This window comes from Achromobacter sp. EG18, assembly GCF_059759395.1.
Genome location: NZ_CM186213.1, coordinates 347,462 through 361,792 on the forward strand (window position 1 = coordinate 347,462; position 14,331 = coordinate 361,792).

The 14,331-nt window shown below is 70.4% G+C and carries 12 protein-coding genes; 6 read left to right on the plus strand and 6 right to left on the minus strand.

Going from position 1 to position 14,331, the window contains the following annotated elements:
* Nucleotides 1-5 precede the first annotated feature (5 nt).
* The 3 genes from AC6CR5_RS01700 to gorA all read left to right on the plus strand — a co-directional run bounded on the left by AC6CR5_RS01700 (nt 6) and on the right by gorA (nt 4,849).
* Complete coding sequence (locus AC6CR5_RS01700; RefSeq protein WP_150100210.1) at nt 6-332, plus strand: c-type cytochrome; 327 nt, start codon at nt 6-8, stop codon at nt 330-332.
* 284 nt (nt 333-616) lie between these two features.
* A complete protein-coding gene (gene aceE / locus AC6CR5_RS01705; protein WP_150100211.1) occupies nt 617-3,277 on the plus strand; it encodes a pyruvate dehydrogenase (acetyl-transferring), homodimeric type in 2,661 nt (886 codons plus the stop codon).
* A gap of 213 nt (nt 3,278-3,490) precedes the next feature.
* Complete coding sequence (gene gorA / locus AC6CR5_RS01710; RefSeq protein WP_024068473.1) at nt 3,491-4,849, plus strand: glutathione-disulfide reductase; 1,359 nt, start codon at nt 3,491-3,493, stop codon at nt 4,847-4,849.
* 79 nt (nt 4,850-4,928) lie between these two features.
* Here the strand turns inward: gorA and AC6CR5_RS01715 are convergent, their stop codons facing one another.
* The gene (locus tag AC6CR5_RS01715; protein WP_047992899.1) at nt 4,929-5,765 is read right to left on the minus strand and encodes a DUF72 domain-containing protein; all 837 of its coding nucleotides are present in this window, start codon (nt 5,763-5,765) and stop codon (nt 4,929-4,931) included.
* A 471-nt stretch (nt 5,766-6,236) separates the two neighbouring features.
* On the opposite strand from AC6CR5_RS01715, the gene AC6CR5_RS01720 reads away from it, so the two are divergent.
* Entirely contained in the window at nt 6,237-6,869 is a 633-nt protein-coding gene (locus AC6CR5_RS01720; RefSeq protein ID WP_020927131.1) for a LysE family translocator, read from the plus strand.
* A gap of 11 nt (nt 6,870-6,880) precedes the next feature.
* Here the strand turns inward: AC6CR5_RS01720 and pdxR are convergent, their stop codons facing one another.
* Nucleotides 6,881-8,446, minus strand: a complete 1,566-nt coding sequence (gene pdxR / locus AC6CR5_RS01725; RefSeq protein ID WP_498085230.1) for a MocR-like pyridoxine biosynthesis transcription factor PdxR — start codon at nt 8,444-8,446, stop codon at nt 6,881-6,883.
* 112 nt (nt 8,447-8,558) lie between these two features.
* Between pdxR and AC6CR5_RS01730 the strand changes: the two genes are divergently transcribed.
* Together AC6CR5_RS01730 and AC6CR5_RS01735 are read left to right on the plus strand one after the other, a co-directional pair.
* Nucleotides 8,559-9,293 (plus strand): GNAT family N-acetyltransferase, encoded by a 735-nt coding sequence (locus AC6CR5_RS01730; RefSeq protein ID WP_200221107.1) that lies wholly within the window; start codon nt 8,559-8,561, stop codon nt 9,291-9,293.
* The gene (locus AC6CR5_RS01735) at nt 9,284-10,171 is read left to right on the plus strand and encodes a DMT family transporter (protein WP_006384501.1); all 888 of its coding nucleotides are present in this window, start codon (nt 9,284-9,286) and stop codon (nt 10,169-10,171) included. Before AC6CR5_RS01730 ends, AC6CR5_RS01735 begins: the two co-directional genes overlap by 10 nt.
* A gap of 96 nt (nt 10,172-10,267) precedes the next feature.
* Here AC6CR5_RS01735 and AC6CR5_RS01740 read toward each other — a convergent pair whose 3' ends face one another.
* Genes AC6CR5_RS01740 through AC6CR5_RS01755 form a run of 4 tightly spaced genes read right to left on the minus strand, consistent with a single transcriptional unit; the run spans nt 10,268 to nt 14,267 of the window.
* Nucleotides 10,268-11,224, minus strand: coding sequence for a DMT family transporter (locus tag AC6CR5_RS01740; RefSeq protein WP_006384500.1), 957 nt, complete (start codon nt 11,222-11,224; stop codon nt 10,268-10,270).
* Nucleotides 11,221-11,556, minus strand: coding sequence for a thioredoxin family protein (locus tag AC6CR5_RS01745; RefSeq protein WP_020927134.1), 336 nt, complete (start codon nt 11,554-11,556; stop codon nt 11,221-11,223). Before AC6CR5_RS01745 ends, AC6CR5_RS01740 begins: the two co-directional genes overlap by 4 nt.
* Nucleotides 11,557-11,574: 18 nt before the next feature.
* Nucleotides 11,575-12,846, minus strand: a complete 1,272-nt coding sequence (gene ertE, locus AC6CR5_RS01750) for an N-carbamyl-l-glutamate amidohydrolase ErtE (protein ID WP_173001006.1) — start codon at nt 12,844-12,846, stop codon at nt 11,575-11,577.
* 26 nt (nt 12,847-12,872) lie between these two features.
* Nucleotides 12,873-14,267, minus strand: coding sequence for an MATE family efflux transporter (locus AC6CR5_RS01755; protein WP_173001007.1), 1,395 nt, complete (start codon nt 14,265-14,267; stop codon nt 12,873-12,875).
* Nucleotides 14,268-14,331 lie beyond the last annotated feature (64 nt).

A 14,331-nucleotide genomic window follows, 5' to 3' on the forward strand; every position in this document is an offset into this window, starting at 1 on the left:
CCGCCATGTCCCTCGCAATCAGATTGGCACTGGCGGCCGGCCTGGCCGTGGGCGGGCTCGCCCATGCCGCGGCCGACGCGCCGGCGCAGCTCGACCCGGCCGGTGAAAAGCTGTACCGCTCGGCCTGTGTGGTATGCCACGCCAGCGGCGTGGCCAACGCGCCCAAGCTGGGCGACAAGCAGGCCTGGGCGCCGTTCCTGGCGCAGGGCGCCGACGCGCTGCTGGCCACGGTGCTCAATGGCAAGGGCGCCATGCCGCCGCGCGGCGGCACCGCCGCCGACGAGGCCACGCTGCGCGCCGCCGTGGCGTACATGATGGACGCCGCGCGCTAGGCGCGGACAGGAGCCCGGCCGCGATGGCCGGGCCGCTTCCTTCCTTCCTTCCTTCCTTCCTCGCCGTTGTCCCGCCCGCAGGTTGGCGCGGCCGCCTCCAAGTTCCCGCCGTCGGGCCTGGTCCCGTGGGTGCCGTCCATTCGCTCAAATAGTTGCACTTGCAATTGTTCAAAAACCTCCATACGATTGCAATTGCACATTATGCAAATGCAATTCACGATGTGAAACGATGGCGCCGACCTTTCGTGTCCGGGCGCCGCTTGCGCACCACAAGGAGGATGCCCATGGAACCCGAGATCGACTGCGTCGACATCGACCCCGAAGAAACCAGCGAGTGGCTGGACGCGATGCAGGCTGTGCTGGCGCACGAAGGCCTGCCGCGCACGCATTACCTGCTGGACCGCCTGATCGACCAGGACCGCGCCCGCAGCGGCGGCTATGCCGCGGCCGGCGTCACGCCCTACGTCAACACGATCGGCCTGCCGGCCCAGGCGCCGTTCCCCGGCGACACCCGCATCGAGGCGCGGCTGGACGCCTATCTGCGCTGGAACGCCATGGCCATGGTGCTGCGCGCCGGCAAGCATTCCGGCGTGGGCGGGCACATCGCCACCTATGCCTCGGCCACCACCCTGTACGAAACCGGCTACCGCCATTTCTTCCGCGCCGCCACGCCGGACTACCTGGGCGACATGCTCTACATCCAGGGCCATTCGGCGCCCGGCATCTACGCCCGCGCCTACCTGGAAGGGCGCCTGTCCGAAGCGGAGCTGGACCGCTTCCGCCGCGAGATCGGCGGCGGCGGGCTGGCGTCGTATCCGCATCCGCGCACCATGCCCGGCTTCTGGCAGTTCCCGACCGTGTCGATGGGCCTGGGGCCGCTGATGGCGGCCTACCAGGCGCGCTACATGCGCTACCTGGAAGACCGCGGCCTGATCGCGGTGCAGGACCGGCGCGTGTGGGGCTTCCTGGGCGACGGCGAGCAGGACCAGCCCGAGACGCTGGCGGCAGTCGCCATGGCCGGCCGCGAAAAGCTCGACAACCTGATCTTCGTGGTCAACTGCAACCTGCAGCGCCTGGACGGCCCGGTGCGCGGCAACGCCAAGATCATCCAGGAACTGGAAAGCGTCTATCGCGGCGCCGGCTGGAACGTCATCAAGGTGATCTGGGGCGGCGGCTGGGACGCGCTGCTGGCGCAGGACCACGACGGCCGCCTGCGGCGCCGCATGATGGAATGCGTGGACGGCGAATACCAGGTGTTCAAGGCGCGCGGCGGCGCCTACGTGCGCGAACATTTCTTCGGCGCCGACCCGGTGCTGCTCGAGCGCGTGGCGCACCTGAGCGACGACGAGATCGGCGCGCTCAACCGCGGCGGCCACGACCCGGTCAAGATGCACGCGGCCTACGCCGCGGCGCTGGCGCATCGCGGCCAGCCCACGGTGATCCTGGCCAAGACCGTCAAGGGCTACGGCATGGGCGCGGCCGGCGAAGCCGCCAACACCAACCACCAGCAGAAGAAGATGGCCGACCCGGCGGTGCGCGCGTACCGCGATCGCTTCGACCTGCCGGTGCCGGACGAGCGCCTGGCGGACATTCCGTACCTCAAGCCGGAACCCGGCAGCCCGGAACAGGCCTACCTGGAAGCCGCCACCCGGCGCGCCGGCGGCCACCTGCCGCTGCGTCCGGCCGGCCCGGGCCCGCAGGCCACGCCCGCGCTGGAAGCCTTCGCCGCGCACCTGAAGGGCAGCGACGGCCGCGAATTCTCCACCACCATGGCGTTCGTGCGCATCCTGGCGCAGTTGCTCAAGGATCCGCAGATCGGCGGGCGCGTGGTGCCCATCGTGCCCGATGAATCGCGCACCTTCGGCATGGACGGCATGTTCCGCCAGGTCGGCATCTACTCGCACGTGGGCCAGCTGTACACGCCGCAGGACGCCGACCAGCTCAGCGTCTACCGCGAGGACCGGCGCGGCCAGATCCTGCAGGAAGGCATCAACGAATCGGGCGCCATGGCTTCATGGATTGCCGCCGCCACCGCCTACAGCACCCATGGCGTGGCCACGATCCCGTTCTACATCTTCTATTCGATGTTCGGTTTCCAGCGCGTGGGCGACCTGGCCTGGGCGGCGGGCGACATCCGCGCGCGCGGCTTCCTGCTGGGCGCGACTTCGGGCCGCACCACGCTGGAAGGCGAGGGCCTGCAGCATGACGACGGCCACAGCCACGTGCTGGCCTCGGTGATCCCGTCGTGCATCGCCTACGACCCGGCCTACGCCTACGAGATCGCCGTGATCGTGCAGGACGGCATGCGCCGCATGTACCAGGAGCAGGAAGACGTCTTCTACTACCTGACGCTGATCAACGAGAAGACCGCCCATCCGCCGATGCCGGAAGGCGCCGAGGCCGGCATCCTGAAGGGCATGTACCGCCTGCGCGAGGGCGCGCCGGGCGAGGTCCGCGCGCAACTGCTGGGCAGCGGCGCCATCCTGGGCGAGACCCTGGCCGCCGCCGACTTGCTGCAACAGGACTTCGGCGTGGCGGCCGACGTCTGGAGCGTCACCAGCTATTCCGAGCTGCGCCGCGACGGCCAGGAGACCGAGCGCTGGAACCGCCTGCATCCGCTGGACGCGGCGCGCCAGGGGTTCGTCGAAACGCGCCTGGCCGACACCTCGGGGCCCGTGATCGCGGCCACCGACTACATGAAGACGGTGGCCGAGCAGATCCGTCCTTTCGTGGGGCGCCGCTACGTGACGCTGGGCACCGACGGCTTCGGCCGTTCGGATACGCGCCAGGCGCTGCGGGCGTTCTTTGAAGTGGACCGGCACCACATCGCGCTGGCCACGCTCAAGGCGCTGGCCGACGACGGCGTGCTGCCGGCGGAGCGGGCGGCCGAGGCGATCCGGCGCTACGGGCTGGATCCGGAGGCGGTGTCGGCGGCCTTGCCGTAGGGCGCGCGGGCGGCCGGGCCGCGACGCCGGCATCCTGTCACCGGGGCGCGCCGGCGCGGTGACGGGCCGCTGGTCCGGATCCGCGCCGGATCTCCGACGGTGTGACCGGGCCGGGGCTGGGGGCATGGCGGCCGACGGGGCCGCACTGGTGCAAAATAGCGCTTCTCCCGACAGTGAAATGCGTCCCGGCAGCGGGACGGCGAAGGAAACACCATGGCATTCGATTTCGACCTGTTTGTGATCGGCGCGGGCTCCGGCGGCGTGCGCGCGGCCCGCTTCGCGGCCGGTTTCGGCGCCCGCGTGGCGGTGGCCGAAAGCCGCTACCTGGGCGGCACCTGCGTCAACGTGGGCTGCGTGCCCAAGAAGCTGCTGGTCTACGGCGCCCACTACAGCGAAGACTTCGAACAGGCCCACGGCTTTGGCTGGAACGCCGGCCAGCCCAGCTTCGACTGGCCCACGCTGATCGCCAACAAGAACCGCGAGATCGAGCGTCTTAACGGCATTTACCGCAACTTGCTGGTCAATAGCGGCGTGACGCTGCTGGAAGCCCACGCCCGCATCAAGGACCCGCACACCGTCGAGGTCGACGGCAAGTCCTATACCGCCGCCAACATCCTGGTGGCCACCGGCGGCTGGCCCCAGGTGCCGGACATTCCCGGCAAGGAACACGCCATCACCTCGAACGAGGCCTTCTTCCTGAAGACGCTGCCGCGCCGGGTGCTGGTGGTGGGCGGCGGCTACATCGCGGTCGAGTTCGCCTCGATCTTCAACGGCATGGGCGCGCAGACCACCCAGGTCTACCGCGGTCCGCTGTTCCTGCGCGGCTTCGACCAGGCGGTGCGCGAGCACCTGCGCGACGAACTCGCCAAGAAGGGCATCGACCTGAAGTTCAACGCCGAGGTGGCGCGCATCGACAAGCGCGCCGACGGCACCCTGGCCGCCACGCTCAAGGACGGCGGCGTGATCGAGGCCGATTGCGTGTTCTACGCCACCGGCCGCCGGCCGATGCTGGACAACCTGGGCCTGGAGAACACCGGCGTCAAGCTCGACGACAAGGGCTTCATCGCGGTGGACGACGAATACCGCACCAGCGAACCCTCGATCCTGGCGATCGGCGACGTCATTGGCCGCGTGCCGTTGACGCCGGTGGCGCTGGCCGAGGGCATGGCGGTGGCGCGCCGCCTGTTCCGCCCGGAGGAATACCGCAAGGTCGACTACAAGCTGATTCCCACCGCCGTGTTCAGCCTGCCCAACATCGGCACCGTCGGCATGACCACCGAAGAGGCGCGCGCCGCCGGCCATCCGGTCAAGCTGTTCGAAAGCCGCTTCCGTCCCATGAAGCTGACGCTGACCGAATCGCAGGAAAAGACCCTGATGAAGCTGATCGTCGACGCCGACACCGACAAGGTGCTGGGCGTGCACATGGTCGGCCCCGACGCCGGCGAGATCGTGCAGGGCATCGCCATCGCGCTCAAGGCAGGCGCCACCAAGCGCGTGTTCGACGACACCATCGGCATCCATCCCACCGCCGCCGAGGAATTCGTGACCCTGCGCACGCCGGTCGCGAATTGACGCCGTCGCCGGTCCCCGGGGCCGGCATCCTTTGACGGCCGGCACAGCCGCGCCAGGCGGCCCGGCGCGGCCGCGCCGGCTACAGCCGCTCGATCATCGCGCGCGCCGCCGCCGGCGCGCGCTCCTTGGCGCCATTGATGAAGAAGGCGAAGACGTCGCGCGGGCGCGTCGCGCCCGACGGCTTGCGCGTGCCCACCCGTGGCAGGTCGTCCGGATCGGCGCCGCGCGCCCAGGTGCGCAGGCGGTCGGCCCAGGCGTCCAGCACCTTGGGCGCATAGCCGGCCTTGAAGGCGGTGCTGGCGCGCATCAGCCGCGCATAGATGAAATCGCCGGTGGCATCGGCCAGCGAGGGGTAGTCTTCGCTGTCGGTGTAGACCGTGGCCACGGCGTGGCGGCGCGCCAGGGCCAGGTATTCTTCGCAGGCGAAGCTGGCGTGGCGCACGTCCATCACGTGGCGCAGCGGCAGCCCGTCCACCGCGTCCGGCAACAGCGCCAGGAAGGCGCCGAAGTCGTCGGCGTTGAACACCTTGGTGGGCGCGAACTGCCACACGATCGGCCCCAGCTTGGGGCCCAGCTCGGCGATGCCGCCGTGCACGAAGCGATGCACCGATTCCCCGGCGCCGGCCAGTTCGCGTCGGTTGGTGGCATAGCGCGAGGCCTTGAGCGAGAACACGAAATCATCTGGCGTCTCGTCGCGCCACTTGGCGAAGGTGGCCGGCTTCTGGCTGCTGTAGTAGGTGCCGTTGACCTCGATGGCGGTGAGCTGGCGGCTGGCGTATTCGAGTTCGCGCGCGTGCGGCAGGTCGTCGGGGTAGAAGGCGCCGCGCCAGGGCGCGTAGGTCCAGCCGCCCACGCCGACGCGGATGGCGCCGGCACGGCCGGCGGCGGGCGTGGCGGGTGATGATCGTGGTGGCATGCGTGGATCCTCCCGGGGCTTGCGGCCTTAGGGCCTGTTCACACTAAAAGGAGCCTCGCACAGGCCGGTAATCGGGCGCCAGGCTAGGCGCGGTCGCCGCCGCGTGGCTGTGCCACGCAAGGTGAGCGCAACGACGCCTGGCGCCCGATTACCGGCCTGCCCGAAGGGTGAGTACCCAAATGAGCGCCTCTCAGCGTTGCGAATGCTCGCCGGGGACCTGCCACGACTGCGCTTCGCGCCTTGATAGTCACTCATTTGGGTACTCATGCGAGGCTCCTTTTAGTGTGAGCAGGCCCTAGCCGATCACTGTATACCTCGCGGCCGCCGCGGCCCATCCGGCGACATTTAATCGCCGCCGGTGTGTTGTTTCCAGGCCGCCACGCCGCACGAAAAAATCCGCTGTTCCGATACAGATTTCAGATAACGTGGCTGTTCATCTTCCCATTACCGACCGGCCCGCGCCGGCGCATCATGCCTGACATCGCCAATCTCCTGACGTTCGCCCTGGTCGCCCTGGGCATGGTGCTCACGCCCGGGCCCAACATGATCTACCTGGTGTCCCGCTCGATTTCGCAGGGGCCCAAGGCGGGGCTGATCTCGTTGTCCGGCGTGGCGGTGGGCTTCATCTTCTACGTGCTGTGCGCGGCATTCGGCCTGACGGTGCTGCTGATGTCGGTGCCGTACGCCTACGACGCGCTGCGCTTCGGCGGCGCGCTCTATCTGCTGTACCTGGCCTGGCAGGCGGTGCGCCCGGGCGGGCGTTCGCCGTTCCAGGTGCGCGAGCTGCCGGCCAGCAGCCCGCGCACGCTGTTCACGATGGGGCTTTTGACCAACCTGCTCAATCCCAAGATCGCCGTGCTGTACGTGTCGCTGCTGCCGCAGTTCATCCAGCCCGACCATGGCAGCGTGTTCACCCAGTCGATCGCGCTGGGATTGACGCAGGTTGCCATCAGCCTGTCGGTCAACGCCGTCATCGCGATCATGGCGGGGTCGATCGCCGGCTTCCTGGCCGGCCGGCCGCTGTGGATCGCGGTCCAGCGATGGCTGATGGGCACGGTGCTGGCCGGCCTGGCGCTGCGCATGGCGCTCGATTCGCGCCGCTGAGATTCAGCGTTTCAGTGGCGCAGCGCCGCCGCCAGCTTGCCCAATTGCCTGACCAGCGCCGGGTAGCGGTCGGCGCTGGTGTTGCCGTAGCCGATCACCAGACCGTTGTCCTGCGGCTGCGGCGTGATGGCGAAAGTCGACAGCGCGTTCGGATTCATGCCCAGCCGGCGCGCCTGCTCGACGACGGCGCGGTCGGGCACATCGGGCGGCAGCCGCACCGTCAGGTGCAGGCCGCTGTGGCCGCCCAGCACTTCATGGTCGATGCCCAGGTGTTGCGCCAGCGCCTCGCGCAGCGCCGCCTGGCGCTCGCGGTACAGCCGCCGCATGCGGCCCAGGTGACGCGAGAACTGGCCGTTTTCGATGAAGGCGGCCATCGTCAGCTGTTCCAGCCGGTGCCCGCCGCGCAGCATTTCCACGATCGAAGGCATGGCCGGCCCGGCGATCGCCTGCGGCAGCACCAGGAAACCCAGCCGCAGCGCCGGGAACATGGTCTTGCTGAACGTGCCCACGTACAGCACCGGCGCGTCGGGCAGCAGGCCCTGCATCGCGGCGATCGGCTCGCCCTGGTGGCGGAATTCGCTGTCGTAGTCGTCCTCGATGATCCAGGCGCCGGCGCGGCGCGCCCGTTCCAGCAGGTCGAGCCGGCGCGCCAGCGACAGCACGGCGCCGGTCGGGTACTGGTGCGTGGGCGTGGCCTGGATCAGGCGCGGCGGCCGGGTGCGCCAGTCGTCCTCGCTGATGGCCAGGCCGTCGGCGTCGACCCGCATCGCCACCACGTTCAGGTCGCCCGCGTGGAAGGCCGACTTCGCGCCGCGGTAGCCGGGTTCCTCCAGCCAGGCGGTGTCGCCGGGATTGGTCAGCAGTTGCACGCACAGTGCCAGCGCGCCCTGGGCGCCTTCCGTGATGACGATGCGCGAGGCATCGCAATTGACCCCGCGCGACACCCGCAGGTACTGGGCGATGGCTTCGCGCAGCGCGGGTTCGCCCACCGGCGGGCCGTAGCCCAGCGTGGCGGCGGGCGCCGCCTGCAGCGCCCGGTCCTGGGCCCGGCGCCACGCGCTGATGGGAAACTGGGTCAGCGCGGGGGTGCCGGGCGTGAGCGGCAGCGAGCCATCGTTGGGGGCGCACGTCGCGATGATGCGCGACAGGCGGGCGGCGGTGCGAAAGACGGGCGCCTCGGGCCGGGGCGCCTGTCCCGCGGCCGGCCCGGGGGCCGGTCTGGCCGCCTGCTCGGCGGCGCGCCGGGTGGCCTGCTTCGCCGCGCTGGCGGCGGCGGCCGACAGCGGCGCCACGCGCGTGCCCTGGCGGTCGGCGATGACGTAGCCTTCGGCGGTCAACTGTTCGTAGGCGATCAGCACGGTGTTGCGCGAGATGCGCAGTTCGTCGGCCAGCACGCGCGAGGCCGGCAGCTTGCCGCCCGCCGGCAACTGGCCCGCCAGGATGGCCTGCTTGAGCCGCTGGATCAGCTGGCGCTGGCGCGGCAGGGCGCCCGGGCCGCGCGCCAGCGGGCTGGAGAGCAGGGCGGCAGGTTCTGTCATGGCTCTATTAAATTTACGGACCGTGGTGCTTTTTATCATGCCACGGTTTGGCTATCGTGAGAGCGTGCCAGGGTCCGCCGTGACGGAAATTACCCTGGCGGGCGTCCGCCATTGGCGGCGGCGTTCCCCCAACCTGGAGAGGCCTCGCAGCATGCAACCGCGCGTCAATGCATATCAACAACCCATCGGCCCCGACCTGTCCGGCTGGACGCCGCGCCCGCGTCCGCCGGTGGCGCCGGCGCAGGGCCGCTACTGCCGCCTGGAGCCTCTGTCGGCCGAACGCCACGCGGCGGACCTGTACGCCGCCTTCAGCCAGGCGCCCGATGGCCGCGACTGGACCTACATGAGCGTCGGCCCCTTCGCCGACGCGGCCGCCTACCGCCAGTTCGCCGAGCAGGCGCAGGCCCATGCCGCCAGCGATCCCATGCACCATGCGGTCATGGACCTGGCCAGCGGCCGCGCGATCGGCTCGTTGTCGCTGATGCGCATCGACCCCGCCAACGGCGTCATCGAGGTCGGTTTCGTGGCGTTCTCGCCGCTGCTCAAGCGCACCCGCATCGCCACCGAGGCGCAGTTCCTGCTGATGCGCCGCGCCTTCGACGAGCTGGGCTACCGTCGCTATGAATGGAAGTGCGACAGCCTGAACGCGCCGTCGCGCGCCGCCGCGGCCCGCCTGGGCTTCCAGTTCGAAGGCATCTTCCGCCAGGCCACCGTCTACAAGGGCCGCAGCCGCGACACCGCCTGGTTCTCGATCATCGACAGCGAATGGCCGGCCCTGCGCGCGGCCTACGAGAGCTGGCTGAGCCCCGACAATTTCGACGCCGAGGGCAACCAGCGCCAGGGCCTGGCGGAGCTGATCGCTCGGGAAAAGGCCGCGTGCGCCTGATCCCGGTTGCGTTGGCGCTGTTCTGGGGCCTGAACTGGCCGGCGGTCAAGATCGTGTTGTCGATCTGCCCGCCGTTCACCCTGCGCCTGCTGGGGCTGGGCAGCGGCGCCTTGCTGCTGCTGGCGCTGGCGCGCATGAAAAGGCTGGCGCTGCTGCCGCCGCGCGCCTCGTGGCCGGGCATCGTGGTCGGCGGCATCCTGGCCGTCGCGGTGTTCAACCTGGCGGTGGCCTGGGCCCAGCTCAGCACCAGCACGTCGCGCGCCGCCGTGCTCACGTTCACCATGCCGATGATGTCGGCATTGCTGGCCTGGGCGGTGCTGGGCGAACGGCTGGACCGCCGCCGCGGCCTGGCCTTGCTGCTGGGCGCCGCCGGCGTGGCGGTGCTGGCCTGGCCGGTGCTGCGCGCCATCTTTGCCGATCATGACCTGGCCGCCGCGCGCGGCCTGGTGTTCCCGCTCACCGCCGCCTTCGGGTGGGCCGCCGGCACGGTCTACCTGAAGCGCTGGCCGGTGATGGGGCATCGCATCGTGGTGACGGCCTGGCAGCTGGCGGTGGGCGCGGCCTGCGCGCTGGGCGGCGTGCTGCTGGCGGGCGAAGCCTTTCCGACGCAGGGCTGGAGCCCGCGCGTGGCGGGCGCGCTGGCGTTCCACATCGTGCTGGGCACGGCCGTGGCGTACTGGCTGTGGTTCGTGCTGAGCGAACGGGTCAGCGCGACGGTGGCGGCCTTGACCACGTTGATGGTGCCGGTGGTCGGGGTGCTGGGCGCGATGGCGCTGGTGGGGGACCGCCCCGATGCCGCCGACTGGTGGGGCTTCGCGCTGGTGCTGGCGGGCGCGGCGTTGATCGTGTTGAACCTGGGCGGCGGGCGCCGGGCCTGAGGGCCGGCGCATCGATCCGCGCTTCGGCCCGGGCATGCCCCGGACCACAGCCGGCGCACCGGCCGGCGTGCCAGCCCGCGTGCCGATCCGCGCAATTCAGGCGCGCTTGCCGCGCCGCAGCTTCTCGCGCAGCAGACCGGCGCCGCTCACCAGCGAGATGCCGGCCAGCACCATCAGCGCGCCGACGACGAAGGCGCCGTCCAGCGGTTCGTCCAGGATCAGCACGCCGAACGACACCCCGAACAGCGGCGTCATGAACGACAGGATCGACAGGCGCGAGGCCAGGTAGCGCCGCAGCAGCCAGAACCACGCCAGGTAGCTCGACAGCGCCACCACCACCGACTGGAACGCCACGCTCAGCATGGCCGCAGGCGTGTAGCGGATGCCGGCGTTGCCGGTGGCCGCCGCATAGACCAGCAGCACCAGCGCGGCGATCGCCATCTGGTAGAACAGGGTCTTGGAAGGCGCCGCTTCCGACAGCGCGGTGCGGCGGATCGCGACCGTGGTGGCGCCCCACAGCAGCCCGCCCAGCAGCCCGAGCGCGTCGCCCAGCAGCATGTTGCTGGCGGCGTTGGCCGCTTGCGGCTGGCCGTTGCCCAGGAAGGCCACGGCGATGCCGCCAAAGGCCACCGCCACGCCCAGCCATTGCAGCGGCGCCATGCGTTCCTCGGGCACGCGCCAATGCAGGCCCAGCGCCGTGAAGATCGGCGCGGTGTACAGGAACACCGACATGTGCGAGGCGGTGGTGTAGACCAGCCCCTGCGCGATCGCCAGGAACTCGAAGCCGAACAGCAGGCCCACCAGCACGCCGGCGCCCAGCGTGCCGTCGCGCAGCGCGCGCGAACCTTCGGCGCGCCACACCACCGCGCCCAGCACCAGCGCGGCGAAGGCCGAGCGCAGGCCGACCTGCATGATGGGCGAGATGTCGGCCGCCACCAGCTTGATGGCGATCTGCTGGAAACCCCAGCACACGCACAACAGCAGCATCACGCTGGTGGCCAGCGTGTCCAACGCCCGGCGGGAAGGGGCCATGGCGGCGGCGACGGCGCTCATGGCAGTTCGGCCGGGTAGCTGTCCAGCGCCAGCCCGATCTGCTGGCGCAGATCCCATTCGGCCAGGCTGGCCTGCACCGGGCCGAAGAAGGCGCCGTCACGGGTCACGAACATGGCCGGCAGGTGGAAGACCTCGTAGCGTTCCACCAGGCCGCCGTTCTCGCCGGCGTCGACCCAGCACACCCGCTGCACCGGCAGGTCCAGCTTGGGCAGTTGTTCGCGCGCGATGCGGCAGGTGCCGCAGGTGCGGCTGTGGAACACGAGCAGCGTGAGGCCGGGCGTGTCCAGCAGGTAGCGGTCGGCGGTGCTGTCGTTCAGTTCTATCTGTTCCATGGCGGCATCAGGGTGGGGTTATCGGGACAGCCGGCGATCCAGTTCCAGCACGGTCTGGTACAGCACGCGGGTGCCGTCCAGCAGCTGCGCTGGCTCGATCCACTCCTCGGGGCAATGGCTGCGCCCGTTCAGGCAGGGGATGAAGATCATGCCGATGGGGCCGGTGGGCGCCATGTAGACGGCGTCGTGGCCGGCGCCGCTGGGCAGGCGCATGCTGGCGTAGCCGAGCTGGTCGGCGGCGGCCTGCACCGCGTCCATCACCAGCGGCGTGCAGTCGGTGGGCTGGGCCCGGCTCAGTTGCACGAAGCCGGCGGTCAGGCGCAGCGCCTTCAGGTCGGCGGCCACGCCGGCCATCAGCGTTTCGGGGAAGGCGTCCAGCACGGCGTTGCTGTCGCTGCGCATTTCCAGCGTCAGCTCGACGCGGCCGGGCACGGCGTTGGCCGCGTTGGGCGTCATGGCGAGCTTGCCGACGGTGGCGACCACGTAATGCGGCTTGCCGCTGGCGGCGCTGGCCTGGCGGCTGGCGGCGTCGATGATGCGGGCCGCGCCCACCAGGGCGTCGCGGCGGATGTCCATGGGCGTGGTGCCGGCGTGATCGGGCTGGCCTTCGACCGTGATCAGCACGCGGCGGATGCCGACGATGTTGGTGACCACGCCGATCGGCAACTGGCGGCTTTCCAGCACCGGGCCTTGCTCGATGTGCAGTTCGACGAAGGCGGCGGTGCCGTCAGGGCCGCGCAGGGGCTGGGCCAGCGCGGTCGGATCGCCGCCGATGCGGGCGATGCCCTGCGCCAGCGTCTCGCCGTCGGCGTTGCGCGCGGCCAGCATGTCGGCGCTGAGTTGGCCGCTCAGGGCGCGGCTGCCGACGCACGAGATGCCGTAGTCGCTGGGTTCTTCCGACAGGAAGTCGATGACCTCGAACGGGTGCTCCAGCTCGATGCCGTGTTCCCGCATGGTGTGGGCGACCTCGATGCCGGCCAGCACGCCGATGATGCCGTCGAAGCGGCCGCCGCTCATGACGGTGTCGCAGTGCGAGCCGGTGGCGATGGGCTTGCGGTGCGCGTTGCGGCCGGCGCGGGCGCCGATGAGGTTGCCGCCGGCGTCCAGGCGGGTGGTCAAACCCGCGGCCTCGAATTCACCGCGCAGCCAGTCGCGCGCCTCGAGGAACAGCGGCGAAAAGGCGCGGCGGGTCCAGGGCTGGTCGGGCAGGGTGTAGCGTGACAGGGTCTCGACACGCTGCCAGAGGCGCGCGGCGTTCAGAGGGGGAAAAACGGGTGAGGCGGTGGGCATGGAGGTTCCAGGAATTGCATCGGCGATTATGGCATGTGGGACACGCGCCGCCCCACCAATCCCAGCGAGGCGCGCCGGACCCAGCGCTGCATCATCAGCACCGCCACCACCGCCAGCCCGATGGCCAGTCCGCTCCAGATGCCGACCCCGCGCCAGCCGGCCTGGAAGGCCAGCCAGGCACCGCACGGCAGGCCCACGCCCCAATAGCCGATCGCCGCGTAGATCATCGGCACGCGGGTGTCGTGCAGGCCGCGCAGCATGCCGGCGCCCAGCACCTGCGCGCCATCGACGATCTGGAACACCGCCGCCACCGCCAGGTAGCTGACCGCGAAGGCCAGCACCTTGGCGTTGGCTGGATCGTGCACGTCCATGAACACCGACACCAGCGCGTACGGCACGGTCACCATCAGGGCCGCGGCGATCACCATCGAGCCGATGCCCAGGCCGAATGCGCTCCAGCCGGCGCGCGTCACGCCGACGCCGTCGCCCGCGCCCTGGGCATAGCCGACCCGCACCGTGGCCGCCTGCGCCACGCCGTAGGGGATCATGAAGGTCACGCTGGCGATCTGGATGGCGATGGCGTGCGCCGCCAGCTCGGCCTCGCCCAGCCAGCCGATGAGGAAGGCGGCGGCGTTGAAGATGGTGACTTCGAACGCGGTCGCCACGGCGATCGGCAGGCCCAGCTTCCAGAACGCCCGCAAGCGCTGCCAGTCGGGTTGGAGCAGGCCGCTGAACAGCCGGTAACGGCGAAAGCGCCGGTCGCGCAGCACCACGATCACCATGCCCACGAACAGCGACAGGCTGGCCAGCGCGCTGGCCACGCCGGCGCCGATCAGGCCCATGGCCGGCGCGCCCAGGTTGCCGAACACCAGCACCCAGTTGCCGAAGACGTTAAAGAGGATCGCGCCCACTGCCACGATGAAGGCCCAGCGCGGCTGCTGCAGCGCGGCCACGAATGAGCGCAGCACCAGGAAGCCCAGGAACGGCGGCATCGCCCACAGCAGCGCCCGCAGGTACTGGCCCGCCGGCGCGGCCAGCTCGGGCGGCTGGCGCAACAGCAGCAGGATGTGCTCGCCGAACCACAGCGCCAGGCAGCCCGGCACCGAGATCAGCACCGCGCTCCAGAAGCCCTGGCGCACCGTGCGGCGCACCTCGCGCACCGAATTGCGGCGCGCGCCCTCGGCATGCGCGGCCATGGGCGCGGTGGCGCTGACCAGGCCCAGCGCGAAGAACGCGATCGCCGAATACAGGTTGGCGCCCAGCGCGCTGGCCGCCAGCGGCTGCGAGCCCAGGTGGCCGATGAACATCACGTCCGTCACTGTCATCGCGATCTGCGCCAGGTTGGTCAGCACCAGCGGCAGGCTGAGCAGCAGGGTGGCGGTGATTTCACGTTTCCAGGCGGCGCGGCGAAGGGCGGGCATGCGGCTTCTCTTGTGGACGAAGCCCGCATCTTAAACGTCGTTCGGGGTTAACCCGGATATTTCC